Source organism: Psychrobacter sp. NG25, from assembly GCF_015234355.1.
Lineage (GTDB): Bacteria > Pseudomonadota > Gammaproteobacteria > Pseudomonadales > Moraxellaceae > Psychrobacter.
Map to the genome: position 1 here is coordinate 1 of NZ_JADGMV010000006.1, position 25,287 is coordinate 25,287.

A 25,287-nucleotide genomic window follows, 5' to 3' on the forward strand; every position below is an offset into this window, starting at 1 on the left:
CTGCCTTATGCGTTTTTCTGTTATTTGTCGTTACTATTAACGCTGCTCTTTGGCTTTACGGGAGTGACTATTAGTCGTCGTTTGGATTAGGCATGCCATTATTGAATAAAAATCATTCTCTAAATGAAAGTATTTCATTTCTGGCATTTATCTAATCCTAAGACCAAAATAGAAAGCGCCTCCCAACAATCAGTTGGGTGGCGCTTTTTTTATAGGGGTTGAGATGCTGATATCAAAATTTGAAAAATAAACATGAGTCCTAACTACTACACTTGAAAGATAATATTCAATAAAGTGAATAAATTAAGTAGTCTGATTAAAAGGGGAGTAAAGAAGGAGAATAAGAAAACAAAATCTACTTATAGTCGAATCCATATAAATCCGCTACATATTCATTCTCGCTAACCATAATAATATATAGTCAATCCAAGATAAAAGAAGTACAACCCATATCATGAAACAGTTTAGGTAAATTATTCTCCATCCAACCTTGTCGTAGGAACTTCACTTGAGCCCACTTTCTTTCGATGGGATTCAGATCAGGGCTATAGGGTGGTAGAAATAACAAACGGTGACCATGCCTGTTAAGCAATTTTTGAACGCGTTTGTGAAAGCTAGCATTATCCATCACAATCACGCATTTGGTCTTAAGGCTTGGAATAAGGGTATATTTACACCAGTCATAGAATACATCTCCGTTGATGTTTTTCTCAAAGTAATCAAGGGCAAATAGCATTTTTTCATACAGAGCACCGATGACATTGGTACGTTTGTTAGCTTGCCAATTGTAGCTATCGATACAAGGTTTACCTATCGGTGCATAGCCATAAGGACGAATAGTTTCAGCTTCAAAGCCACTCTCATCCATATAGACAATGGGATAGCCTTGTTGCTTAAAATGCTCAAGCTTATTCTGATATATCGCTCTTTTTATTGGACACGCTTTTGGATGTACTAAGGTCTTTTTTTTGGCTGATATTTAATCTTTTTAAGGCATAGCCAATACCTGATTTACTACAGTTTAAACGACGAGCTCGCTCATACAAATAGTCATCTGGGTATTGATTAACGTCTTTTAGAAGGGCTTTATTGGGTATACTGGTTGGCGCTTTGACTCTAGTCGTTTGGATGCTTGGGTCTATAAGCCAGCGCTGTAGTGTACTCTTGCTGATATTGTAAAGAGTACAGGCCTGACGGATGCTCATGTCTTTTTGCTTAATGTTTTTGATAACTTGTGCTCGAAAATCTGCTGAGTAGGTCATCTTTTATATTTCACTTTGCTTGGTTTAAAAGTATTGTACCTTTTCTATTTTGGACTGACTATATAACTTGGACTCGGTTTCCTTGTATCGAAATTATTTGTATTCAAGTGCACATTAAAAACAAAAAATCATGAGATATTGCAATAACAAAACAATTTTATTATGAATACAATTGTTTAGATAGTAATAGTAATAATGATTACCTTTTATATTTGAAATATTACTTATATTAGACTTTCTACAAAAGCAACACTTTAAGGATTTTTGCTAATAGTCATTATAAAGTTTAGCAATTATTGATCTAAGAGAAATATGAAATACATCGTTATCTTTCCATTTATTGAAGTTAGATAATTAAGTAAATCAAAATATTAATTAAGGTAGTATCGGAATACAAAGGTGTAAGGTCTTTTAAATTTTACTTTTCCTACCCAGTGGCAGTTATTTGGTTATGAGTGGTTAGCTGACTGTGATTTTCTTCCTACCATATAGAGTATAATAGAATCTACCAAGTGATATTAGTTTTCTTAATAAATGCAGTATATTATTTGTAATAAGAAACATACTTAGTTATTGATGTTCTATTGTCATGAACATCTCACGATTTTAGTTTTACTTTACTGAACCATAACCGAATGAATAGGGAAGAATATGTCAAATATTAATGAGTCTTTACAAGAGTTGATGAGCCTTGATGGCGCTATGGGTGGCTGTATTGTCGACTATATGTCAGGCATGGTACTGGGTATGACTGGTGGCGGTGTTGATCTGGAGCTTGCAGCAGCAGGTAACTCTCAAGTGGTAAAAGCGAAAGTCGCTACGATGAAGTCACTTGATATCAAAGGTGAGATTGATGACATATTAATTACATTAGAGTCACAACTACACATTATCCGTCCTGCTGCCAAGCACGAAGATTTGTTTATCTATTTGGTACTAGACAAGTCAAAAGCCAACCTTGCACTCGCACGTCGTAAAGTACAATCAGTAGAAAAAAATCTAGAAATATAATTTGGTTGGTGAAATTTAAGCCAAAGAATAGTTTGCTGAAACACTCTTGTTGCTTTTGTTTTATTAAAAGGCATGAGCAACAAGATTATATTCGTTATGTAATCGTCTTACATAACGAATGTGATCTCTATATACAACGATGATTTCACTGGTCTGGATGTCTTATTAAATGGTGGCAAAATGAAATGTATTGCATACGTCAGTAAAGCGCCAGTTCGTGATTATAGTGTTCGTATGCCTACTGGGTTATCAGAGATTATTAGTGCCTCTCGTGAGCATAACCCAAAGTCGCAAATTACTGGTATCATCTCTTATCGTGAAGGTCAGTATTTTCAAGTGTTAGAAGGCCCGCATCTTGAAGTAGACAAACTAATGGCTAAGATAGCTGCCGATCCTAGACACGAAGATATTTGGGTTTTTTTGAACGTACGCGTTGCTCAGCGTAGTTTTCCCAATTGGGGCGTTAACATATTTGACTTCGTTGACCAAGGCTCCCTTTTTGATGTGTTCGTTGAAAAAAATGGCTTTACTTTAAGCAACTTTGATGAATATCAAAGAAGTCGTATTAAGCCTTTTATCGATATCGAAAAATCTGACACAGTTCCTGATACATACTATCAAGGTAAGAACTTGAGATTATTGGCTTGGCCTGATCTGAATAATGAAAGTAATCCTCAAATGATTATGAGTCTGTGTATCAAGTTGACCAAAAAACATTATCCGTTTGATTTGTTGGTGGATAGTGGCGAATTTGGTACACCTCAGCAAGTCACACAAATTGTCAAAGAGTTTGAACGATCAGGCATATTAAGCGTCACAGAAGCACAACCATTGGTAGAGACAATGGTCAGTGAGAAAAAGCCTAATAAATTTTATGGTGCGATCAAAAAATTCTTAGGAATGAGGTAAAAAATTGAACTATCAGAAGCTAGCTATCATTGGTGAAGTGGGCGCCGGAAAAACTCAATTGGTCAAAACACTAAGTGAGATCAGCCCTATCGAGACAGAAGCGAAGTCTAGTATCGATATCGGTAAAGAGTACACCACAGTTGGCATTGATTACGGACGGATCACTCTGTCGGATGACATGGCTTTAGGTATCTATGGCGTGCCAGGACAAGAGCGTTTTTCCTTTTTATGGGAATTCGTCAACCAGTCATTATGGGGATTACTCATTTTGATTCGGTATGGTGAAACCCCTGATTATGCCAATATGGATAAACTGCTCACCTTCTTCGAACCAGAAAAAAACGAGACCACTTGTATTATTGGTATCACCCATTGTGAAGATGCTGATAAAGAGAGTCTGTTGGCACTGGGTCGAGAAATCAGAATCATGTTGATGCAGCATAATGTGGTGGCTCCCGTGATCAATACTGATCCTAGAAGTAGAGAGTCCGCTGTGTCTCTTTTATCATTATTCAATACTCTTAATAACCAAGACTGATGTTAGGTATGACTATGCCAAATGAAAAATCACCAGCTAAACTAGCGCTGTTAAGCCACATTAAGGCTTTGTGTGACGCTAATAGAGAAATTATATTGGTCAGCCTATGTACCACAGATGGCTTTCCTATCAGCTGCTTCTCAGTCAGCGAGCTTAGTAACCAAGCGGATAAGTTTGCAGCGATGAGCAGCACACTATCCTCACTAAGCGATTCGTCTGCAAAGCAAATGAAGCAAGGTCAATGCAATATTGCGATTGTCGAAGCCACTTCTGGCAATATACTGTTTGTCAAAACAGACTATATTGGTAAGCCTTGTGTATTAACAGTGGTTGCTCATAATAAGATGGCATTAGCTGAAGCACGATATAAGACCAAGAAACTGATTGGGGAAATCTCTGCTATTAGAGAGTAGGGTGCTTTGTCCTTGAAGACAGATGCAGTCGCATAGCTATTATAGCTACTCTGGTGTTTATCGAATCCTAATACCAAAATAAAAAGCGCCACTCAACAATCAGTTGGGTGGCGCTTTTTTTATAGCTTTAGACGTTGAGATTGAAAATTATGAATTGCGCTAGCTATTCTTACGTTGCATCAGACTATTGGCGACCCATGCTGGCCCAATTAATAAAAACTGTAAGTCTTTAAAGAATGATGGCTTCTCTCCTTCGATTTTATGACCGATAAACTGGCCAATCCAAGCGACGATGAAGATACCCGCCCACACTTTAAACCCCCACGGTAAGAACGCCATAACAGACAAGCAAATTAAGATAAATATGCCCATTGCTAAAAATAGCGGCGTGGATAAGCGTATGTAGAACAATAATACCAAGGCACTAAGTACCAAGGTAAACCATACAGATAGCGACATTCCGACGCCTAGCAGACTGACAAATATAGTAGGGACACATAACCAATGGATTTTTTTATTGACCAGATTTTGATGACTAATAGAGTACTCGCTGAGCCACTGCTCAAGTGTGCGTTTCGACATTCTCTGCTGCTTAACACGAGCCATACCAACCTCCTTGTTAGTAATTAATAGGATGAATTGATACTGGCCACCAGTTCAGGTGCCAATAACATTCGTAGTATCAGTTTTAGCACTAATTGTGCCAATCTACCATGCTATCCAATAGACGGCACAGTCAGAAATTATGATGCTATAGTCAAATCTACTATAAATTCGATATGGTGTCAGCCTCGCTTAGTCTACTACTTGTAGAACTTTCATTCACCTTCCTTGTATCCAAATCATATTAAACCGACTCTAGTAACATTGTACCCAACACAGCTGACCATATTCTTTTGCTCTTCATCTTAAATGTCTCAGTGTCAATTCAATGCTGAAAACTAACTTTGTTCGCTACGATGCCATTCATAGAGACCGATAAAGGCATTTATTTGATAGATCATAGTTTGGATAGCAAAAATATAGTTACCAGACATTAAATTCACGATGAGCCAGACGAAATTCACGACAATCCATAGCCACCAATTAAATGAATACCGCAAAATCATCGCGGCTTGTGCCGTAATTGACAGTACGAAGGCAATAACATTAATCCAAAAGAAAGAAATAAACCCTAGAAACAGGCTGCTATCATCTTCTACCACTGCATAACCATAGCTCGCCAATAAGTCATTTACTGTAGGGAACAGTGCAAGCCCAACGATGATGAAAGCAGCGGTAATCAACCAAACGGCTTTGTTAGCAGCCTTTGGTATCATGTCACCATCAGGATCAGTATGCTTTGACCAATAAAAAATACCGTAAACATGAGTGAAAAAGTTAAAGAGCGGCGCAAGCATTAAGCCCACTGCGCCAGACGTCGCTTGTACGATCACTTCGCCAGCGGTCGCTGCCATGCCTAAACCATTACCCATGACGTTTTTTCGGAATGACAGCGAGACGACGCAGACCAAACCAACAAAAGACACGCCTAAATAAAACATATCGAGCGAGGTATGGTCTGTAGTGAGCCAAAAGCCTGTGGATAGGGCAATCACGCCACAAATGAACCAAGTGACAATCCATTGCATTGCCCATTTTCCGGTGATGTTATCTAATAGCTGAATACGCATAAGGTTTCTTTCCTAAAATGAGTGTTGGTCGCCGCATAGTGATTGATGTTTTTATTCTCTATTTTACGGATTTTTACCGTAGATGTATTGATCAATAAATAGCACCGCTTGCTGATAGCGGGCATCATAATCTGGCTCATCAATCGTATATGGCTCGATATGATGGCGCGCAAATATATCAACCAGTCGTTGTTCAAACCGCCCTCGTGCTTCAGGCGTGCCTAATGAGCGCATACCATCATCAATCCATGGCGTATTGTTATCCAACATAATTGTGTGGTCTAAACGAAACTCATCGATACAAGCAGCCACAAACGGGTGCGTGCGATTTTCATATTCTTCACAGAATGCCTGTGTGGTGACAAAGTCTGTGTCAACGATGGTGATAGGGGCGGTAGCATTCGCTGTCGCCTCTCGGATAGCTTGAGCATGGTGTAGAGCAATTGGTCCATAGTCCTTATATTGCAGTCCAACTTCGCTACCACCCAAGTCCGTGCCGACATACAGTCGCCCCATTTCTAATGCAAAACTGGCACCATAATAATTAGCAAGCTTATGTATTAAGGTTGTTTTGCCTGAACTTTCACCACCAACGATAGCAACGGTCTTGGTATAATCGCCACGAGCTTGTGGATGAATGGCTGACCAATGCGCTACCGGATCACGAGCAATTGCATAAGAGTCAAACTCACGCTGTAGCGGGGTAGTGACCACTTGTAAAAGCAGCTGGTCTTGTACATCATTTCGCGTGAGTGGATGGTCGTCAGCCATAAACAATACCGTCTCTGCTGATAGTGATAAGGCATCCATTAAACGTTGCAATTTGGTATTGCTAGCAGGCACATTGATAGTGACATCTTCATTAGCATTGTAGAGGTGCTCATGAAGCGGCAGCTCGATCTCGTGAGTCGTATGGATATGAATAAATGGTAAGTCAGCACAGGCCATCTGTAGCCAACGAGCTTTGTCTTGTAAAGTAATTGTGAAATTTGGATGCGGTGATGGGTGTGCCATAATGACGATATGCAACGTCTTTGCCTGTCCTGCCGCATACAATATACTACGCATCTGTCCCAAATGTAGAGGTTCAAAATGTCCAATCATTAAGCCCGTATCGTACATAGTTATCCTTATTTGTGCCTTATTTGTGCCTTATTTTGGCTTTATATTTATTTTATTTTTTTGACTTGTACCGACTGATATAAGTTTGACTATATAAAGGTTTTAGTCGATTTGCAGGTAGGTTATTGTAAACACAAGTTTGATGCAGAAATTTAGATAGATTACTTGTCTTTCTAGAACATAATTAGTGACCAGTTTTATGCTAACCGAGCTAAATTTTACCGGCTTTATTACTACATAAATAATGCTTATCTATTTGATAATATTAAAAAATCCCAAGTAGATGAATTATTGGCGTAAGGTTTTAGCAATAAACCTAGCTTTGAAACATTTTGAAATAATTATTTAAAATCAGGGGTTTAGGTGCTCTTATGACAGATTAGGGCAAGCTTAGGTAGCATAAACTCACAAAGTACTGCTACATCTTCAACAGATAGGAACTGAATAGTTGATATACTTATTCGTAAGTCAAGAGGGCTAAATAGCATTTTGATTGAATACAGCAAACAAGTATAAAAAATATAAGAAAATACAAATAATAGAGAGGTATATGATTTGGCTAAGTTAGCAAAATTACATCGCTCACAGAACAACCGTATGATAGCAGGAGTGATGGGCGGCGTTGCAGAATATGTCGGTTGGTCACCAACTTGGGTGAGAGTGCTGTTCGTGATTATCTCATCGTTGAGTGCAGCAGTACCAGGCATCTTGATCTATATCATTTTATGGATAATAATGCCCAAAGCAACCAGTGAATCATATCAATAAATTATCTTGAAGATTTAAAGCTACACTTTGAAAATCAAAGTTTAACTAAAAAATAAAAAGCCTGATCAATCAGGATACCAAAGACATACTTTTCCTCCTGCCCAGATGCTCGCGCATCTGGGTATTTTTTTATCTATTGCTTTGATGATGCTTATGGCTTCAGTTTGATTATAAATAAGCCGTATAACAGGATTTTTATCGCTGAGATATAAATTTAGTTAAGGTAAATATGGATAAAATAGTCAATTTTTAGTAAGGTGAGCAGACAAATAGAGTCGTTGCCGAATAGGCTGTACGAGTGCTATCAACGTTTTATTTATTAATACTAATTCCATAGTGATTTTATTATGACATCCCAAGCGAAAAACTCTCAACCGATGACTTTTCAAGATTTGATCTTAACCTTGCAAAACTATTGGGCCGACAAAGGCTGCGTTATCTTACAGCCTTATGATATGGAGGTCGGCGCAGGTACTTTCCATACGGCGACATTTTTGCGTTCGTTAGGTCCTGAGCGTTGGAATGCTGCCTATGTGCAGCCTTCTCGTCGTCCGACTGATGGGCGTTATGGTGACAACCCAAACCGCTTACAGCATTATTATCAATTTCAAGTCGTGCTAAAGCCGAATCCACCTAATATCCAAGAGCTATATTTAGACTCGCTAAGAGCCATTGGTATCGATCCGCTAGTGCATGATGTGCGTTTCGTCGAAGACAACTGGGAGTCGCCAACGCTAGGTGCATGGGGACTTGGTTGGGAGATTTGGCTAAACGGTATGGAAGTGACGCAGTTTACCTACTTCCAGCAAGTCGGCGGCATTGAGTGTTTCCCAGTGACTGGCGAAATCACTTATGGTCTTGAGCGCTTGGCGATGTATGTGCAAGGCGTCGATAGCGTTTATGATTTGGTGTGGGCAGATGGTGAATTTGGTCGTGTTACTTATGGCGATGTCTTCCATCAAAACGAAGTGGAGCAGTCTACCTATAACTTTGAGCACGCCGATGTGCCAATGATGGGTCAGATGTTTGATTTTTATGAGCAGCAAGCTGATAAGTTGGTTGTTGAAGGTTTGCCGCTACCAGCCTATGAGATGGTGCTAAAAGCTTCGCATGCCTTTAACTTACTTGATGCTCGTGGCGCCATTTCAGTGACCGAACGTCAGCGCTTTATCTTACGTGTGCGTACGCTTGCTCGTAAGGTTGCCATTGGTTATGTCGAAGCACGTGCCAAGCTTGGTTTCCCATTAGCGGACGAAGCTCATCGTCAGGCAGCGCTCGATAAATATTTGCCAAAAGAAGATGTGGCAACTGAAAACACAAATGACAGTCAAACTGCTAATAACAACCAAACTACTAATAACAATAAATAGGAGCATCCCATGAGTACTATTCTATTTGAACTGGGGTGTGAAGAGCTACCTCCAAAAAGCCTAAAGCCACTACGTGACGCGCTACAAGCAAGCGTTATTGAGCAATTGAACGAAGCAGAAATCAGCTTCGATAGTATCAAAGCCTTTGCCGCGCCGCGCCGTTTGGCGCTTCAAATTCAAGGCATTGGTGACAAGCAGCCGGATCGCAGTGAGCAAAAACGTGGTCCAGCGATTAAAGCTGCCTTTGATGCCGATGGCAATCCAACGCGTGCAGCGATGGGTTTTGCCAAAGGTTTGGGTATTGAGGCCAGTGAGCTGATAACGATTAATACCGATAAAGGTGACTATGTCGGTTATGAGCAAACTATTCAGGGTCAAGCGACCACTGAATTGCTGCCAGCTATTTTTCAAACGGCGCTTGATAAGTTGCCGATTGCCAAGCGTATGCGCTCAGGCGCTAGCCGTAATGAGTTTGTGCGTCCGGTACAGTGGGCCGTATTGATGCAAGACAGCGCTGTCATCGACGCCACTATCCAAGGTCATCAGACGGGTACGCAAACTCGTGGTCATCGCTTCCACAGCCCTGACTACCATAATATTGCTCATGCCAATGACTATGAAGAATTACTAAGTGGTTTAAAAGTAGTTGCTGATTTTGACAAGCGTCAAATGCTGATCAAAAATCAAGTCAAAGCATTGGCTGATGAAGTCAACTCAGATGCCATCGTACCGCAGGCATTGTTAGATGAAGTCACTGCATTGGTTGATTTCCCTATTGCGCTAAGAGCAAGCTTTGAAGCGCGCTTCTTGCAAGTGCCACAAGAAGCACTTATCTCGACCATGCAAGCAGATCAAAAGTATTTTTGCTTAACGGATAAAGAAGGTAAGCTGCAGCCGTACTTTATTTTTATTACCAATATTGAGTCAAAAGACCCGAACCAAATCATTGAAGGTAATGAGAAGGTTGTGCGTCCACGTTTGGCAGATGCAGAGTTTTTCTTCTTACAAGACCAAAAGCAGCCGTTGTTTGCACTGACTGAGAGTCTCAAAAACCGTGTATTCCAAGATAAATTGGGCACGATTTGGGAGAAGTCTGAGCGTATAGCCAAGCTTGCTGCATTTATCGCTGCCTTGATGCAACAGCAAGGTCAGCAGGTTAGTATCGATGAAACGGTACGTGCTGGCATTTTATCTAAAGCAGATTTGGCAAGTTCATTGGTTGGTGAGTATCCAGAGTTACAAGGTATCGCTGGTACTTATTATGCGCGCCTAAATAATGAGCCTGAAGCAGTAGCGGCCAGTTTAGAAGAGCAGTATTTGCCCAAATTCAGTGGTGATGTATTGCCACAGACGCCGATTGGTATTTGCTTAGCATTAGCGGATCGTTTGGACACGCTGGTTGGTATTTTTGCGATTGACCAAGCACCGACTGGTTCAAAAGACCCATTTAGCTTACGTCGCTCAGCCATTGGTATTTTGCGTATTCTCATTGAAAAACAGTTACCGATTAATTTAGTAGCGCTCGTTGAGCAGGCTATTAAGAACTATACGACAGAAGAAGGCAGCAAGATTGCCAAAATGGGTGATACCTTTACCCAAGTCATGACATTCTTGAACTCGCGCTATCGTGCGATGTATACCGAGCAAGGCGTTAGCGTTGATACGATTCAGGCTGTACAAGCAATTAACCCGCATATGCCGCTTGATTTTGATCAGCGTATTCGTGCAGTGCAAGCATTTAGCAAGTTGTCACAAGCGTCAATGTTGGCTGACTCGAACAAACGCGTTGCTAACATTTTGGCCAAATCAGAAGTGAGCGTGGCTGATAATGTCGATGAGACGCTATTGTCTGAGCCTGCTGAGCAGAGTCTATATGCGAGTGTGCAGCAAGCGCAAACAGCGGTGCAACCATTACTCGAGCAGGCTGACTATACGCAAGTATTGCAAACGCTTGCCAGTCTAGACGAGCCGTTGACGCAATTCTTTGACAATGTGATGGTCAATAGTGAGGATGTTGCGCTAAAGAACAATCGCTTAGCATTGCTCAAGCAAGTTCGCGCCTTGTTCTTAACTGTGGCTGATATCAGCGAGTTGCAGTTATAAGTTCTGCCAACACATAATCGTTAATTTTGATGCAAAAACCTGGCCTATCGTGGCCAGGTTTTTCTGTTATAGAACAGCGTCATTAGTTGACAGGATTGTTTAATGAATTTATTCAGAAATTCAGCGTAATCAGTAATTAAACTGCAAAGGCATTGTGTTATCGCTATTATTGACGGTAAAATTTATATTATTAAAACGTGTTGAATAGTCATTAGCTTATTAGCTCTTTTTATTCCTCGCGTGAAACTATACTCGAAGGAGCACTGCCGTGTTTGCCGTTATTATTGTTATCCTCATTATTTGGGCATCGATGTGGGCTTTTTATAGGTTTATGTACCCACGAGCACCCAAAAGCATGATGCCAAAAAAAGGTGACGTCACCACACCGCGCCAGTGTAATTTTTGTGGTAATAGTTTGGCAGAATATCGCGGTGTACTCGAGACCCTTCAGGCTACGCCGAGTTCAACTGATGATAGCGATAGTGTTATCAAAACCAATCAAGACTTATTTTTTTGCAATTATGAGCACCAAGCAGACTTTCATGCCGGCAAGACTTATGGTGCCGATGACTAAGTAGATAAGTTTTGTTTCAAGCATAAAAAAGCGCTTAGCTTGAGTTGGCTAGGCGCTTATCTTTTTAATAGAGTGCTATTTGCTTATATAGTTGAATTCAAATAATTCCGATACAAGGAAGCCGAGTGCAAGCTATACATTAGTATGGTTAGCGAGGATGACGATGTAGCGGATTTATATGGACTTGACTATAGAATAGACTGCGCGTCTTTCATGATCTTATTCAGCAGAGCTTCAGATTGCTTGTCTTGTTGTAAGCGGTCTTCGCTAGTTCTCTGATTGGCATGAATTTTCTCGTATAAGCTCAGGCAACACAGTACCAGTAGGTTCTCTTGACTAAGGCTTGGTGCATCTCTCTTGAGGTCTAGCGCATAGTTGTTGATATAAGAGACTGCTGAATGTAGCTCTTCTTGCTCATGTACAGGGCAGTAGATTGGATAGTTAACGCCAGCAATAGCAATATCAACCTTTTTGATTTGTGGTTCAGCGACTTTCATATTAGGTTGAGCAGCGGTATTCGGTATAATCGAAGCTGCTGTGGCGACATTTTTTGGTTGTAGTGCAGTATTTTGCGTTTGGATATTTGGCAGCTGTTTTTCTATCGGTTTTTTGTGGTCATCGGTCATGATAAATCCTACAGTATTTGGTCAGTAAGGTGAGTAATATCAAATATTACCGTTATGAGCTTGGCTTAATTCATAAGAAGCAATGAGTTGTTGTTATAAAAAATTGTGCTTAGTCATTAGCCTTCTACTTGGTCAATATGGGTTAAGCGTTTTAGTACTACTTGTGTGCGCTCGGCTGCCAATTGATTCTTTTTCTGTAGTTCACTGTTTTGTTGTTTGATATCGCTGTACTGCTGCTTTAATTCATTATTATGCTGTTGTAGCTCGCTGTTTTGTTGTTGTAATTGGTCGATCTGTTTTTGCAGCTTGTCTTGCTCTTCACCAATCATATGATGCGCTTCTGCAAGGCTTTGGTAGCGTTTGTCGAGATCGCCCAGTTGTTTTTTAGTACCGTCACGTTCTGTATAGCTAGTCTTGAGCTTGGTTCTTAGCACCGTAAGCTCTTGCGGATCAGCAACAGGATGTTGTTTAAGGCTGCTAAGTTCAGCACTGACAAGCTGATACTGTTTTTTGATATCGAGTACCATTTTTTCTAATATTCTAAGTTGATCATACATAGTCAGTTTTTATCCTTCACAAGTAAGCGTAAATGAATTTTGTTCTCTGCGTTTAATAATGCCATAGGTGACCGCATAATATCTATATCAACAAAGTAATTACAAGTATTAGGCTTGGTCTTTTTATTTTCTATGGCCCACCGTCGTATCAATGACGTTGCGCGGGGGCTGTTTTTGTATTTTCAGTAATAATCAATCACTAGGACATCTATTATGAATGACAATATCTCTGGCTGGAACACTTGGCTGACCGCTTTTGATGACTGGACTGACGTGTCTATCAGCGAAGTACATGGCCTGATGACTGGACTCATGACTGCTTGTAATGCGCCTGATGAAGCTGTGTGGGCTCAAGTTTTTGAAGAGTTAAGCTTTGGAGCATTACCAGAGCCTGCGTTGACATTATTAGCCGAAGAAGCAGAAGATACCGTGTTTCAGCTAAAGGATAAAGATGATGCTTACTCTTATATGCCGCTGATACCTGATGATGAACATGACTTGTACGAGCGCGTGATGGCGTTGAAACAGTGGGCCAATGGCTTTATGACTGGTTTTGGTATCACGGATTGTAGCATTAGTGCTGACGAAAACGAGATGCTATCGGATTTGGCAAAGATTGGTGGTATTCGTTTAGAGGAAGACGAAATATTCGAAGGTGGCGAAGAGTCTTATCTGTATATCTATGAGTTTGCCCGTATGGTACCAGTCAGTTTTGCGACCCGTAAGCGTAAAGCAGTCAAAGACATCGCCTTGATTTCTGGACTTGCTATCGATGCCAAGACGACCAAAGAGCTACAGGCAGAAGGTAAATTACCAAAGCCGATGCCACCAGTCATTGATATTATGAACCAAAACAACCCTTCATAAGGCGAGTATTGCGTATCACAATAAGGATATTTTATGATGAGAAATAATAGTACTGATAGTGACAGTCAAGCTAACTCTGATATCGCTTATCCTACACAAAGTCTCGATTGGCTAACGCGTCTGATTGGTTTTAATACTGTCAGTCGTCACTCAAATTTGGCACTCATTGAAGACGTGCAAGCGTATTGTGAGCAATTAGGTCTGACAGTCGAGTTGACCTTTAATGATGCTAAAAACAAAGCTAATTTATTTGTGACAGTACCGGCAGGAGAGAATGCTGACCAAGTGAACCATGGTCTCGTGCTCTCTGGTCATACCGATGTTGTCCCAGTCGATGGTCAGGAGTGGACGTCAGATCCATTTACTGCGACGATACGTGGCGATAAGCTTTATGGACGCGGTGCTTGTGACATGAAAGGCTTTATCGGCTGTGTGTTGACGCTCTTACCACAAGCAGTAAAACTGTCTAACGCAGGTCAGCTACGTCGTCCATTACATTTGGCTGTGTCATTCGATGAAGAGGTGGGATGTTTGGGTGCACCGCTTATATTGGCAGATATAAAGGCACGCGGTATCACACCTGATTATTGTATCGTTGGTGAGCCGACCAATATGGCGATGGTCGTCGCGCACAAAGGTATTTCTATTTATCGCTGCCGCGTGCATGGTAAGTCTGCGCATTCGTCATTGACGGCGCAAGGCGTCAACGCCATTAGCTATGCCAGTCGTTTGATTGGTTATGTCGATGAGCTAGCGGAAGAGATAAGTCATCGCGATGATACTCTTAGCGATGGGGACGCGATGTTTGATGTGCCTTATTCAACCATGTCTGTAGGTACCATACAGGGCGGTACCGCAACTAATATCGTTCCCAATCTGTGTGAGTTTACTTTTGATTATCGTAATCTGCCACACATGACGCAGGATGACATCCTGATACCCATTCAGGCAAAGGTCGCGGAGCTAAGTGCTCAAATGCAGGCACGAGCACCAGAGACCGGAATTGAGCTGATACAAGCAGTAGGCGTACCAGCAATGACTGACAGTGATAGTGCTGAGCTGCAATCATTAATCGCTGCGCTGACAGGTGATGATGAACGTCATAAAGTAGCTTATGCAACAGAAGGCGGGCAGTTTACCAATGCTGGCATTCCAACGATTATTTGTGGCCCTGGTAGTATCGAACAGGCGCACAAGGTAGACGAGTATGTTGAGCTTATCGAAATCGAACGCTGTGATACCTTTTTGCAGAAATTGCTAGACAGCTGCACAATTAAATGATGTATTAAAACACTAGACATAAGTATATAATGTGAGTAAGTATAAATAATACCGCCTAAATGGCGGTATTATTTTTTGGTAATGTAGCGACTCGTGTGAGAGCTACTGATATACACATAGTAGGGGTGGGTTGATGTCTTGGCATCTGTTTGCGGTGTTTTTTGCAAGTACGTTTTTTATATCAGCGACCCCTGGGCCGAACATGCTGCTAGCATTCCAGTATGGTATGAACTATGGCGTAAAACGAACGCTGTGGACGCTAGCAGGGTTAAGTCTGGGTCTGTTTATATTACTCCTCTCGACTCTCCTTGGACTCGATGTGATCAGTCGCCAGTCACCTTGGCTACTGACGATTATCAAAGCGGTAGGTGCGGCATACCTAATCTATTTAGGTATCAGCTCTTGGCGCGATGCGGGTGATGGTAGTTTAATGAAAGACGCTCGCGAAATGAGTGAAGACCTCGCAGCTGAATACTCTGCGTTTGACAGTGACAGTGACAGTGACAGTGACAGTGACAGTGACAGCACGGCTAATACACCGCAGCCGCGTTCGCTCTCTAGCGCGGCAGTCAAAGTCTTTCCAAGTAATACGACTTTATTTCGTACGGGTGTCTGGGTATCTTTATCTAATCCAAAGGCTATCTTGTTCTTCGCGGCATTTTTTCCGAAGTTTATCAATTTTAGTGCGCCACTATGGCCGCAATATGTCTTATTGACCATAGGATTGTTTTTGAGCGAGACAATTTGGCAAATTATTTATACCTTAGGTGGTAAAAATCTAGCAAGTTGGCTAGATATCGGTAGTCGCCTAGCTTGGCTCAATCGTGGTTGCGGAGTGATATTTATAATCATTGCTGCAGCTTTATTAGCTGAAGTATTAAATAGCTTTATGGTTTAAAGGTTTTTTAATACTATATTCAAAGTGACATTCTCAAAGTGATGCTTTTAAAGTAACAGGTTTAATGAAATGCAATTTTTATAGTATTCTTTATTTAAATAAAATTAATTATTGACTTTATTTTTTAAATCGTTATTATTACCACATCGATTTATTGGCTTCTATGTAAGTGATAAGTCATTCCAATAAACCTGCTACTATTGTCTACAATAATTAGCCACAACCTATGGAGGAATCATCGTGTCCTATTTAACTATCAAGACGTTTTTAAAGATTGAATGTGTAAACTACCTGACAGCAATGACGACTTCGAACAGGTTTGGCTGAATCTATATATAAGCTATTAAGTGATATCCTATTGAATGGTATCCACGCATAGCCTTCTATATCTACTTGCGCTATCCCTCTTCTAAGCCTACCGTGCCAAAATCGCTCTGCGATTGTGCTAGGCCATATTGCGCTTGCTGTTATCTGTCTACCTAACATTTTACTTTATCGTTATTGCCAATAGAGCGACTCAGGCTATTATTCAGCTAATGCTTTTTTATGCGTATAGCTTTTACGCTGTGGGCAGCGGTTCTGAACCATGTAAGCTTTCTTTAAAACGTCCATCATAAATTAACCATGCATTTTTATTGATTTTTTAATTAATAAAAATACGGTATTTTATTGTCTTTATTTTATAATTTATTAACTTATGTGCTTATTAAATGTATCGTTTAATTGAGATGGGTAAGTAATGTCTAAAAATTATAATAGTTAAAATAAAAATATTTCGTATGGTTATTAAAATAATAAAATGGAAGTAATAAATAATGAGCATTAAATTAATATTAAACGAAAATCGTAAGCACGGCGTACCAGTCAAGATTTATACCTCGGATGTTGAGCAAGGCGCAATGCAGCAACTACGCAATTTAGCTCAGCTAGAGTTTGTGCACTCGCATATTGCGGTGATGCCCGATGTGCACGTTGGTAAAGGTGCGACGGTCGGCAGTGTGATTCCGACCAAGTCCGCCATTATTCCTGCAGCTGTCGGTGTGGATATCGGCTGCGGTATGAACGCGGTGCGTTTGTCACTGACAGCGAGTGATCTGCCTGACAGTTTAAAGTCGTTGCGGTCGATCGTTGAGCAGCAAGTGCCAGTCGGCTTTAATATGCACAAGCAAATCCAAGCCAAGAACTCAACGCTTGATCCATTAGGCAAACGCCTAAAACCAATTACTGATAAGCATCCAGGTTTACTCAAAATGCTCAAAGGCTTTGAGCGTACGTGGGCGAAGCAGTTGGGAACACTCGGCGGTGGCAATCATTTCATTGAGCTGTGCTTGGATGAAAACAATGATGTCTGGGTGATGCTGCATTCTGGCAGCCGCGGCATTGGTAACTGTATCGGCCAGTACTTTATCAATCTTGCCAAAAAAGAACGTCAATCGCGCTTCGGTCATGTGCCAGATCGTGATTTGTCTTACTTTGCCGAAGGGTCTGATAGCTTTGCTGACTATATCGAAGCAGTAGGCTGGGCGCAGGACTACGCGTTAGAGAACCGCCGCGAGATGATGCGTCTCGTCATTAAGTCACTGCAGTCGCCACAAGCAGGATTGCCACGATTTCAGCTGACCAAAGAAGCCATCAATTGCCATCATAACTATGTCAATGAAGAGGTGCATTTTGGTGAGCAAGTCTATTTGACCCGTAAAGGTGCCATTAGTGCTTATGCTGGTGAGCTTGGGATTATCCCGGGCTCTATGGGCGCAAAGTCCTTTATCGTACGTGGTCTGGGCGAGGCTGAATCGTTTTGCTCATGTTCACATGGGGCAGGGCGACAGATGAGTCGAGGTAAAGCCATGCGAGCGTTCACTATCGATGAGCTAAAGGCGCAGACGGATGGCGTCGAGTGTCGCAAAGATAAAGGCGTCATCGATGAGATACCCGGCGCTTATAAAGACATCGATGAAGTAATGGCCAATCAAGCTGACTTGGTCGAGGTGGTGCATACGCTGAAGCAGGTCATGTGTATTAAAGGCTAATGAGTAAAACCATAGCGAGTCACGATGGTGTCAATCGAGCTAAATGTACTAAGTTAAGTATACTATTTGCGCTCGATTTCCTAATCGTGGTCTCACTATGCTGTCACTCGAATATATAAAATAGATTTAGATAGATTAAAAATATAGGTAAAAATATGAGCTTAAAAGAAACTTTAAAAAAGGCCAAACAGATTGAGCGGCAGTTAGAGCAGCAAGCTGAGACAGGTGTGCAACACTCGCTAGGTACAGTCAAGCCGCGCAACTATTTGGCACTGGATCCACTATTAAGAAAAGGTGGTATTCACGGAAAAGAAGATATCGATATTGTCCGAAAAAAACGTCGCCGCGAGACCAAGCAGCAGTTACGGAAGACAGATTGGTTATCAGAATAGTGATGGTTAACATTCACGCATAAAAAAGCCGTTCGCTATTATAGTGAACGGCTTTTTTATTCTTACTCAAACTTATAACTTAACCATTGTTACCTTAACCACTATGCCAATACTTCGATTAGCTCGCCTTTTACCATGTGCGGGCTGACGAAATCAGTAATACGTACGCTTACGAGTTTACCTAACATTTCATCCATTTTCTCAACATCATGGGGGAACATAACGGTACGGGTATTATCCGCCGTGCCGATTAAGCAATCAGGATGACGGTTGGCAACTTGCTCCACCAACACACGTGTCGTGGTGCCGACCATCTCATGCGTTTTCGCAAGCGTTGAGTCAATGATGACTTTTTGGAATTCAGCCAAGCGTTCTTTTTTAGTTTTGAAACTCACATCATCTGGTAATTCTGCCGCTGGCGTGCCTGGACGCTTCGAATAGATAAAGCTGTAAGAGTGATCGAAGTTCAATTCTTTTGCTAGATTCAAAGTATCTTGGAAATCTTGATCCGTCTCACCAGGGAAGCCAATAATAAAGTCACTCGATAAGTGAATATCAGGACGAATGGCTTTTAGCTTATTAATCTGATTGATATACACATCAATTGTGTGATTGCGCTTCATCGCCGCCAAGATAGTATTTGAGCCACTCTGAACCGGTAGATGTAAGTGTGATACCAGCTCTGGCAATTGTGCATAGGCATCAATGATGTCATCAGTGAACTCTAGCGGATGGCTGGTCGTATAACGAATACGCTCGACACCGTCGACATGTGAGACATAATGCAATAGCTCAGCGAAACGGCAAATGCTGCCATCATCTTTTTCACCGCGATAGCCGTTGACGTTTTGACCCAAGAGATTGATTTCACGCACGCCTTGCGCCGCTAAGCTATCAATTTCAGCCAATACGTCATCGAGTGGACGTGACAATTCTTCACCACGGGTATAAGGCACCACACAAAATGAGCAATATTTTGAGCAACCTTCCATAATAGAGACAAAGGCTTTAAACCCTTCTACTCTTGGCTCTGGCAAAAAGTCAAACTTTTCGATGCTCGGGAATGACACATCAATCGTACCGATACGGTTTTTAGGTGCGATTTCACGTTGTTCGTTTGATTGATCATACAGCTCCGGCAGACGGTGTAAGGTTTGCGGGCCAAACACCATGTCGACGTAAGGCGCACGTTTTTGAATGTTATCGCCTTCTTGCGAGGCCACGCAACCACCGACGCCAATGACGAGGTCAGGGCGTTTTTCTTTTAGTTTGCGCCAGCGACCCAATTCTGAAAATACTTTCTCTTGCGCTTTTTCGCGGATAGAGCAGGTATTCATTAACAATACATCGGCTTCGTCGATATCATGCGTGACTTCCATACCGTGGGAATCACCGAGCACGTCGAGCATTTTGCCAGAGTCATAGACATTCATCTGGCAGCCTTGAGTCGTGACAAAGACTTTTTTGGTAGCTGTTTTGTTTACAGGAGATTGGGCTGAACTTGCTTCATTGAGTGCAGTGATAGCAGGCGCGGCAGCAGTTGCTTCAGTAACAGCAGCGTCTTTGATGCGGGGGTTGAATACAGTAACACTCATAAGGATAAGTCCATGATTGACTAAAAATATAGCGGGGTAGACGATTAACAGGTGGCGTATTTTATCACAACCCTCTACCAATGTGAAAAATTAGCGTGGGTGATCATTGGTCAATATTATAAATTATTCATAACGGTATCAATTGTTTACTAGAGTTAGCAGCGCTTTTGATAAAAAATACGACTCGACATCATTTCTATGTTACACCGTACTGTCCTATTTATTAACAAAAGGTAAAGGCTATGGTTGAAAGTGCAACGAGTATAGTATGATGAATAAAACCACCTTAGCGGTACATTATAAATCGCTGTTTAATTATTTGTAGAGACATAATAAAGAGAGTCAATATGACAGAGTTGCGCGTTGCTCATAGCATCAAGGATAGAGAGTTGGCCAGTCAAAAGCGTAGTTCTGAGCGATCTAGAGCAGGTAGGCTGCGGGTGAGTGCGCTGAGTTTGGCGACGGCAGCGAGTGCGTTAGGGCTATCGCAAGTTGCTTGTGCAGAGCTGACATGGGGTGATAGCGAGAGCTACCAGCAAGAGAATAACTATCAGCAAGACAGTGGTATTGACTCATTTATGTCAGCAGCAAGCGCCGCGGACCGAGGTGATGTCAGCGCCCTTTATGGTTATGAGCAAGCGATGAGTGGTGGTTTGTTTGCGATGTATCCAACGTATTGGCGAATGAATCTGGATCTTAATTCACAAAGTGCGGCTGCGGTGTCACAGTTCGTACGTCAGTATCCTGATACTGTGATGGCTGAGAAATTGGTTGCGGATTTTGCTGAGACCAAAGCAGGATCAAATGATTATGCTTCAGTACGTCAAGTCGCGAATTTAATTACTAATGCCGATGCCAGTGAGCGCTGTGCAGTTGCGCTTGGTTTCAATAATGGTGGCGACACGATGCGTGCGATGGCAGCCAAGTCTGATGTCTGGCTGAATACGCAAAAGCAGCCAGCGTTGTGTGATCAGCTAGCGATGGAGATGAATAATAACGCGTTGATTAGCGATCAGGACCGTGTGTCTCGTCTAAAACGTATGCTACGTAAAGGTAAAACCGGTGACATCATGGCATTGTCATCACGCTTAGGTACGCCCATTGCTTATTCAGCATTGAGTGAGATTCAACTGAGTCCGTCTTCATTCTTTACCAGTTTTGGTAGACAGTCTGCCAGTCAGACCAATCAGTATCTCTACTTGTATGCGTTAGGCCGTGTCGCTGACAAGTCTTATCGCGAGGCCGCGCTACAGTTGGATTTCGATATCAAGCAAGACAATCAGCGTCCGGTGAAGCTGTTGAATGATGATACCCGACGCTATGCTTATCGCATCCTCGGGGTACAGCGTATGAACCATAATACAGATGATGGTTTTAATGCTGAGGCAGTTGAATGGTTCCGTAATAGCTTGGATAACGACTTTAATTTTGAAGAAGCCGAAGACTATGCCATGGCAGCCATTCGCTTTAGCCAATGGGATGATGTGGTCGAAGCTATCTCTAGAATGGAGAGCGAAACTCAAAAAAGTAGCCAGTGGCAATATTGGCTAGCACGCGCATATGAGCAATCGAGCGATTCAAACAAACGTAACACTGCTAAAAAAATGTATAAGAATATCGCAAAAAGTAATGAGTATTACGGTTTGATGGCAAAAGATAAAATTGGTCAACGTTTCGATGCTAGCCAGTTCGGTGGTAATAATCTGCCCAACGTGAGTACCTCGGATCGCGCACGTGTTATGCAAGATGGTAACTTTGCTCGTGCTTTTGCCTTGTATAACTCTGACGCTAGTCGTGCTTATGCCAACCGTGAGTGGAACTGGGCGGTGAAGCAGGCACGCGACAAACGTGATGACAACTTAATCATTGCTGCTGCCCGTCAAGCACATGACATGGGCTGGCTCGATCGTGCGATTTACGCGGTTGATAATACGGATAGAGTCGATAGCTTGGCACTATCTCATCCAATGCCGCACCAGGATGCCGTCGTTCGCTACAGCCAATCTGCTGGCATCGATCCAGAGTGGGCTTATGGCATTATGCGTCAAGAGAGTCGCTTTGTGACTTCTGCACGCTCAAACGTTGGGGCAAGTGGACTGATGCAGGTCATGCCTGATACGGCAAAATATATCGCTCGTAATCTAGGTGAAACTTATAGTGCTAGCCGTGCTAATAGTGGTGATACCAATATTCGTTATGGTACGTGGTATATGGGTGATATCTTGAGCAAGTTGAACCGTCAGCCTGTCGTTGCTACAGCAGGCTACAATGCTGGACCTAACAATGCCAAACGCTGGCAGCCAGTATATGGGTCACTTGCAGCAGATCAATATGTTGAGTCTATCGCATTTCCTGAAACGCGCAATTACGTCAAGCACGTAATGGAGAACGCCACTATCTATAGCAGCTTATTGGGTCGTAGTCAGCCTATTAGCCAGCGCATGGGTACCGTGCCTTCTTCTTTTTAGAGCGCTCATTTACGATTCAAATAAGCCACTGACGAGCAATCGTTAGTGGCTTATTTTTATACATTGATTTTAGTCGTCCTAATCTCATGTTTACGTTTCTGCTATAGATTAAAAAAAACGATTTGTTACCATTGCATTAATCATTGTCTTTAATTGATGTTTATAAATCGCTGTTCATATTTTTTAGCTCTATGTTTAGTGGTATGCGTGTTTGTATGTCAAACGCCATAATCTAAGCGATAGCCTATATTTTATCACTGCTAGATGCCTCCAGCCCTTATGATCAAAAAATACTTTACTCTATGTATGTTATCGAAAGTTAGACGTCAGTCATCTATGCAGGTGTACTCGCCATCTAACCTGACGGCGACCCCGAGTCATTCGAATGTTCATTCAGCGATCAAACCAATCAAAATTTTTAATAAAAGTCACGCAAGTCTAATCAACAAGCATTTCATGAGTAAAATAAATACCACGGTGGGGATTGGTGCATTACTAATATTGCAAGGTATGGTTCTAATGCCAGCACATGCTGCCAGTACCGCGAGGAGTGGCCAACGTGTGTTGATGATCGAAATGACACCTGCCTTATGTAGTATGCAGCCAACCCGTGCCCGTATGCGTCAATGTCTAGAAGGCTATTCGCTCACTGTATCGGGTTTAGATATGGGCTATGGTGAGCGTTGCGGTCGTGGTAGTGAGCCACGTTTAACACCGCTTCAGCTAAAAGTCGTCAACCGTATCATGCCTGATACCACAGTACGCAGCCAAACATGGCAACGTTATGGTGCCTGTAGTCCGTTTAGTGCCAGTAGTTACTTTCGCCAGATTACCAATTACGCTGGCGCATTGAAATTGCCGAAGGAGCTAAATACGGGTAATAGCTATACGGTTTCTAAGTCACGATTTATCAGTCAGATGACTCGCCTTAATAAAGGTATGTCATCGGCTAGTGTCGACCTAATTTGCCAAGCGGGCAGCCGAAAGCAGTCTATCTTGACGGATATTCATGTTTGTTATGAAGGTTCTGAATTTGGCAGTTGTCCTAATGTTGTGGACAGTTGTGGTAGTCGCTTTATCATTTCAGGTGGTGAGTAACTTTCCTCAATGCTATTTGAAAGTCATCATTTAGCATCCTTTTTGATACCCTCTTTGACAGTTTTTAGTCCTAAATTATAGCCTTGTCCTTTTATAATAAGCGTTATATCAAGCGTTATATCAAGCGATATAGTGCTAATCCACGTTATCGTCAGCTCCTTTTAGATCTGTCTTAGTGCTTGATTCATAAGCGCTTTACTTGCTTAAAGCCCCTCTCGTATAAAATGTAACAATATAATAGGTCGTAGGCCTCTTATTGTCTCTAGACGATTCGCCGAACGAAGTGCTACACTAACCCTCGGTTTATGGCTGCTGCTATGCAGCAAACAAGTCGATATCTAAAATGATAATCATTCATTAGAGTCATCAATTAGAATCATGAATTATCTAATAATTAATTAGGGAGTATTCAATGTCAATGAAACAGCCTTTACGTGTTGCCGTCACTGGTGCCGCTGGTAATATCAGCTATGCTATGCTATTTCGTATTGCATCTGGCGAGATGTTAGGTAAAGATCAGCCAGTTATTCTACAATTGCTTGAAATCACGCCAGCACTTGACGCCCTAAAGGGTGTGGTCATGGAATTGGAAGATTGTGCATTCCCATTATTGGCTGGCATCGTCCAAACTGATGATGCTAATGTTGCATTCAAAGACATTGATTATGCTTTACTTGTTGGTGCTCGTCCTCGTGGCCCAGGTATGGAACGCAAAGATTTGCTAGAAGCCAATGCTGCGATTTTCTCAGCACAAGGTAAAGCATTGAATGACGTAGCAAGCCGTGACGTAAAAGTATTGGTAGTGGGTAACCCTGCGAACACCAATGCGCTTATCGCTCAACGCAATGCACCAGATCTTGATCCACGTAACTTCACAGCTATGACTCGTTTGGATCACAACCGTGCCATGGCTCAGTTGGCTGGTAAAACTGACAGCACTGTAAATGACGTGAAAAAAATGATCATCTGGGGTAACCACTCATCAACTCAGTATCCAGATCTAACGGCTTGTACTGTAAACGGTAAGCCAGCGCTAGATCTAGTTGATCGTACTTGGTACGAAGGCACTTATATCCCAGAAGTACAACAACGCGGCGCAGCAATTATTAAAGCTCGCGGTGCTTCATCTGCCGCTTCTGCTGCCAATGCTGCCATTGCACATATGCGCACTTGGGCACTTGGTACTGATGAGAACGACTGGGTATCAATGGGCGTTTACTCAAACGGCGAATACGGTATCGCGGAAGGTTTGATCTACTCATTCCCATGCACGTGTACTAACGGCGACTGGTCTATCGTAGACGGCGTTGATGTATCATCTGATTTCTCAAAAGAGAAAATGGCTGCGACTGAGCAAGAGCTTAGCGAAGAGCGTGATGCAGTAGCACACTTACTACCATAAGTAGATATTTTGCTTAAGTGGTAAGAGCAACGGCAGTATAAAAAGGCCCTCTGAAATATGAGGGCTTTTTTGTGTCTTGGAAAAATAAGCAATGGTTTTAGCTAATTCAAGACACTTAGAGGTAAGTAAGGCAAGCAAAGAAAAATAAGCAAGATACCAAAAATAATAGCCTAACGTCGTATTTGATTTATATAAAATTGGACCGCTGCCATTAATACAATTGATAACGTTAGATAAACGTTGGTTAACAGCTATTAAAATAGAGCCTGCTACAATAAAGTGGTAAACATAAATAATAATCACAGCTAAACCTGCATTATCTAGGGAGAA

The 25,287-nt window shown here is 41.9% G+C and carries 24 protein-coding genes; 16 read left to right on the forward strand and 8 right to left on the reverse strand.

What is annotated here, in order from left to right:
• Window positions 1–421: 421 nt before the first annotated feature.
• Complete coding sequence (locus IPZ60_RS09800) at window positions 422–979, reverse strand: IS630 family transposase (protein WP_194197840.1); 558 nt, start codon at window positions 977–979, stop codon at window positions 422–424.
• The gene (locus IPZ60_RS09805) at window positions 909–1,262 is read right to left on the reverse strand and encodes an IS630 transposase-related protein (RefSeq protein ID WP_194197625.1); all 354 of its coding nucleotides are present in this window, start codon (window positions 1,260–1,262) and stop codon (window positions 909–911) included. The genes IPZ60_RS09800 and IPZ60_RS09805 overlap by 71 nt, the downstream gene beginning before the upstream one ends.
• 651 nt (window positions 1,263–1,913) lie before the next feature.
• Here IPZ60_RS09805 and IPZ60_RS09810 point away from each other — a divergent pair.
• From IPZ60_RS09810 to IPZ60_RS09825, 4 genes are all read left to right on the forward strand, one after another.
• On the forward strand, window positions 1,914–2,273 hold the full coding sequence (locus IPZ60_RS09810) for a hypothetical protein (protein ID WP_194197626.1): 360 nt from the start codon (window positions 1,914–1,916) through the stop codon (window positions 2,271–2,273).
• Between the two features lie 180 nt (window positions 2,274–2,453).
• Window positions 2,454–3,182 carry a BLUF domain-containing protein gene (locus IPZ60_RS09815; protein WP_194197627.1) on the forward strand — a complete coding sequence of 243 codons (729 nt, stop codon included), beginning with the start codon at window positions 2,454–2,456 and terminating at the stop codon, window positions 3,180–3,182.
• A gap of 4 nt (window positions 3,183–3,186) precedes the next feature.
• Window positions 3,187–3,720 carry an ATP/GTP-binding protein gene (locus tag IPZ60_RS09820; RefSeq protein WP_194197628.1) on the forward strand — a complete coding sequence of 178 codons (534 nt, stop codon included), beginning with the start codon at window positions 3,187–3,189 and terminating at the stop codon, window positions 3,718–3,720.
• Between the two features lie 14 nt (window positions 3,721–3,734).
• Complete coding sequence (locus tag IPZ60_RS09825) at window positions 3,735–4,133, forward strand: hypothetical protein (protein WP_194197629.1); 399 nt, start codon at window positions 3,735–3,737, stop codon at window positions 4,131–4,133.
• A 159-nt stretch (window positions 4,134–4,292) separates the two neighbouring features.
• On the opposite strand, the gene IPZ60_RS09830 is transcribed toward IPZ60_RS09825, so the two are convergent.
• From IPZ60_RS09830 to nadR, 3 genes are all read right to left on the reverse strand, one after another.
• On the reverse strand, window positions 4,293–4,739 hold the full coding sequence (locus IPZ60_RS09830; RefSeq protein WP_110923326.1) for a DUF962 domain-containing protein: 447 nt from the start codon (window positions 4,737–4,739) through the stop codon (window positions 4,293–4,295).
• Between the two features lie 335 nt (window positions 4,740–5,074).
• The gene (pnuC, locus tag IPZ60_RS09835) at window positions 5,075–5,806 is read right to left on the reverse strand and encodes a nicotinamide riboside transporter PnuC (RefSeq protein ID WP_194197630.1); all 732 of its coding nucleotides are present in this window, start codon (window positions 5,804–5,806) and stop codon (window positions 5,075–5,077) included.
• A 63-nt stretch (window positions 5,807–5,869) separates the two neighbouring features.
• Window positions 5,870–6,928, reverse strand: coding sequence for a multifunctional transcriptional regulator/nicotinamide-nucleotide adenylyltransferase/ribosylnicotinamide kinase NadR (gene nadR, locus IPZ60_RS09840; RefSeq protein ID WP_194197631.1), 1,059 nt, complete (start codon window positions 6,926–6,928; stop codon window positions 5,870–5,872).
• Between the two features lie 555 nt (window positions 6,929–7,483).
• Here nadR and IPZ60_RS09845 point away from each other — a divergent pair.
• The 4 genes from IPZ60_RS09845 to IPZ60_RS09860 all read left to right on the forward strand — a co-directional run bounded on the left by IPZ60_RS09845 (window position 7,484) and on the right by IPZ60_RS09860 (window position 11,743).
• Window positions 7,484–7,696 carry a PspC domain-containing protein gene (locus IPZ60_RS09845; RefSeq protein WP_110923323.1) on the forward strand — a complete coding sequence of 71 codons (213 nt, stop codon included), beginning with the start codon at window positions 7,484–7,486 and terminating at the stop codon, window positions 7,694–7,696.
• 377 nt (window positions 7,697–8,073) lie between these two features.
• Window positions 8,074–9,066, forward strand: coding sequence for a glycine--tRNA ligase subunit alpha (gene glyQ / locus IPZ60_RS09850; RefSeq protein ID WP_194197841.1), 993 nt, complete (start codon window positions 8,074–8,076; stop codon window positions 9,064–9,066).
• Window positions 9,067–9,075: 9 nt separating this feature from the next.
• Complete coding sequence (glyS, locus tag IPZ60_RS09855) at window positions 9,076–11,169, forward strand: glycine--tRNA ligase subunit beta (protein WP_194197632.1); 2,094 nt, start codon at window positions 9,076–9,078, stop codon at window positions 11,167–11,169.
• A 268-nt stretch (window positions 11,170–11,437) separates the two neighbouring features.
• A complete protein-coding gene (locus IPZ60_RS09860) occupies window positions 11,438–11,743 on the forward strand; it encodes a hypothetical protein (protein ID WP_320108731.1) in 306 nt (101 codons plus the stop codon).
• A gap of 188 nt (window positions 11,744–11,931) precedes the next feature.
• Here IPZ60_RS09860 and IPZ60_RS09865 read toward each other — a convergent pair whose 3' ends face one another.
• Together IPZ60_RS09865 and IPZ60_RS09870 are read right to left on the reverse strand one after the other, a co-directional pair.
• Window positions 11,932–12,369, reverse strand: coding sequence for a cell division protein ZapA (locus IPZ60_RS09865; RefSeq protein WP_194197633.1), 438 nt, complete (start codon window positions 12,367–12,369; stop codon window positions 11,932–11,934).
• Between the two features lie 116 nt (window positions 12,370–12,485).
• Window positions 12,486–12,926 carry a hypothetical protein gene (locus IPZ60_RS09870; RefSeq protein ID WP_194197634.1) on the reverse strand — a complete coding sequence of 147 codons (441 nt, stop codon included), beginning with the start codon at window positions 12,924–12,926 and terminating at the stop codon, window positions 12,486–12,488.
• A 213-nt stretch (window positions 12,927–13,139) separates the two neighbouring features.
• On the opposite strand from IPZ60_RS09870, the gene IPZ60_RS09875 reads away from it, so the two are divergent.
• From IPZ60_RS09875 to IPZ60_RS09895, 5 genes are all read left to right on the forward strand, one after another.
• Window positions 13,140–13,793: a UPF0149 family protein gene (locus IPZ60_RS09875; RefSeq protein WP_194197635.1), complete on the forward strand. Its 654-nt coding sequence runs from the start codon at window positions 13,140–13,142 to the stop codon at window positions 13,791–13,793.
• A 33-nt stretch (window positions 13,794–13,826) separates the two neighbouring features.
• Entirely contained in the window at window positions 13,827–15,074 is a 1,248-nt protein-coding gene (argE, locus tag IPZ60_RS09880) for an acetylornithine deacetylase (protein WP_194197636.1), read from the forward strand.
• A gap of 133 nt (window positions 15,075–15,207) precedes the next feature.
• Window positions 15,208–15,972 carry a LysE family translocator gene (locus IPZ60_RS09885; RefSeq protein ID WP_194197637.1) on the forward strand — a complete coding sequence of 255 codons (765 nt, stop codon included), beginning with the start codon at window positions 15,208–15,210 and terminating at the stop codon, window positions 15,970–15,972.
• Window positions 15,973–16,787: 815 nt separating this feature from the next.
• Window positions 16,788–18,002 (forward strand): RtcB family protein, encoded by a 1,215-nt coding sequence (locus tag IPZ60_RS09890; RefSeq protein ID WP_194197638.1) that lies wholly within the window; start codon window positions 16,788–16,790, stop codon window positions 18,000–18,002.
• A gap of 155 nt (window positions 18,003–18,157) precedes the next feature.
• The gene (locus IPZ60_RS09895; protein ID WP_194197859.1) at window positions 18,158–18,394 is read left to right on the forward strand and encodes a hypothetical protein; all 237 of its coding nucleotides are present in this window, start codon (window positions 18,158–18,160) and stop codon (window positions 18,392–18,394) included.
• A 101-nt stretch (window positions 18,395–18,495) separates the two neighbouring features.
• Here the strand turns inward: IPZ60_RS09895 and miaB are convergent, their stop codons facing one another.
• Window positions 18,496–19,989 (reverse strand): tRNA (N6-isopentenyl adenosine(37)-C2)-methylthiotransferase MiaB, encoded by a 1,494-nt coding sequence (gene miaB, locus IPZ60_RS09900; protein ID WP_194197639.1) that lies wholly within the window; start codon window positions 19,987–19,989, stop codon window positions 18,496–18,498.
• Between the two features lie 347 nt (window positions 19,990–20,336).
• Here miaB and IPZ60_RS09905 point away from each other — a divergent pair, with 347 nt between their 5' ends.
• From IPZ60_RS09905 to IPZ60_RS09915, 3 genes are all read left to right on the forward strand, one after another.
• Window positions 20,337–22,457 (forward strand): lytic transglycosylase domain-containing protein, encoded by a 2,121-nt coding sequence (locus tag IPZ60_RS09905; RefSeq protein ID WP_194197640.1) that lies wholly within the window; start codon window positions 20,337–20,339, stop codon window positions 22,455–22,457.
• 456 nt (window positions 22,458–22,913) lie between these two features.
• A complete protein-coding gene (locus tag IPZ60_RS09910) occupies window positions 22,914–23,555 on the forward strand; it encodes a hypothetical protein (RefSeq protein ID WP_194197641.1) in 642 nt (213 codons plus the stop codon).
• Between the two features lie 418 nt (window positions 23,556–23,973).
• Entirely contained in the window at window positions 23,974–24,957 is a 984-nt protein-coding gene (locus tag IPZ60_RS09915; RefSeq protein WP_240215757.1) for a malate dehydrogenase, read from the forward strand.
• The last annotated feature ends 330 nt before the right edge of the window (window positions 24,958–25,287 follow it).

Bases quoted from the DNA above. Each gene is read 5' to 3' on its own strand.
- nadR (WP_194197631.1), bottom strand. From the start codon at position 6,928: ATGTACGATACGGGCTTAATGATTGGACATTTTGAACCTCTACATTTG.
- IPZ60_RS09910 (WP_194197641.1), top strand. From the start codon at position 22,914: ATGAGTAAAATAAATACCACGGTGGGGATTGGTGCATTACTAATATTG.
- IPZ60_RS09830 (WP_110923326.1), bottom strand. From the start codon at position 4,739: ATGGCTCGTGTTAAGCAGCAGAGAATGTCGAAACGCACACTTGAGCAG.
- IPZ60_RS09915 (WP_240215757.1), top strand. From the start codon at position 23,974: ATGAAACAGCCTTTACGTGTTGCCGTCACTGGTGCCGCTGGTAATATC.
- IPZ60_RS09865 (WP_194197633.1), bottom strand. From the start codon at position 12,369: ATGACCGATGACCACAAAAAACCGATAGAAAAACAGCTGCCAAATATC.
- argE (WP_194197636.1), top strand. From the start codon at position 13,827: ATGATGAGAAATAATAGTACTGATAGTGACAGTCAAGCTAACTCTGAT.
- IPZ60_RS09895 (WP_194197859.1), top strand. From the start codon at position 18,158: ATGAGCTTAAAAGAAACTTTAAAAAAGGCCAAACAGATTGAGCGGCAG.
- miaB (WP_194197639.1), bottom strand. From the start codon at position 19,989: ATGAGTGTTACTGTATTCAACCCCCGCATCAAAGACGCTGCTGTTACT.
- glyQ (WP_194197841.1), top strand. From the start codon at position 8,074: ATGACTTTTCAAGATTTGATCTTAACCTTGCAAAACTATTGGGCCGAC.
- IPZ60_RS09890 (WP_194197638.1), top strand. From the start codon at position 16,788: ATGAGCATTAAATTAATATTAAACGAAAATCGTAAGCACGGCGTACCA.
- IPZ60_RS09870 (WP_194197634.1), bottom strand. From the start codon at position 12,926: ATGTATGATCAACTTAGAATATTAGAAAAAATGGTACTCGATATCAAA.
- IPZ60_RS09885 (WP_194197637.1), top strand. From the start codon at position 15,208: ATGTCTTGGCATCTGTTTGCGGTGTTTTTTGCAAGTACGTTTTTTATA.
- glyS (WP_194197632.1), top strand. From the start codon at position 9,076: ATGAGTACTATTCTATTTGAACTGGGGTGTGAAGAGCTACCTCCAAAA.
- IPZ60_RS09810 (WP_194197626.1), top strand. From the start codon at position 1,914: ATGTCAAATATTAATGAGTCTTTACAAGAGTTGATGAGCCTTGATGGC.
- pnuC (WP_194197630.1), bottom strand. From the start codon at position 5,806: ATGCGTATTCAGCTATTAGATAACATCACCGGAAAATGGGCAATGCAA.
- IPZ60_RS09815 (WP_194197627.1), top strand. From the start codon at position 2,454: ATGAAATGTATTGCATACGTCAGTAAAGCGCCAGTTCGTGATTATAGT.
- IPZ60_RS09825 (WP_194197629.1), top strand. From the start codon at position 3,735: ATGCCAAATGAAAAATCACCAGCTAAACTAGCGCTGTTAAGCCACATT.
- IPZ60_RS09875 (WP_194197635.1), top strand. From the start codon at position 13,140: ATGAATGACAATATCTCTGGCTGGAACACTTGGCTGACCGCTTTTGAT.
- IPZ60_RS09805 (WP_194197625.1), bottom strand. From the start codon at position 1,262: ATGACCTACTCAGCAGATTTTCGAGCACAAGTTATCAAAAACATTAAG.
- IPZ60_RS09905 (WP_194197640.1), top strand. From the start codon at position 20,337: ATGACAGAGTTGCGCGTTGCTCATAGCATCAAGGATAGAGAGTTGGCC.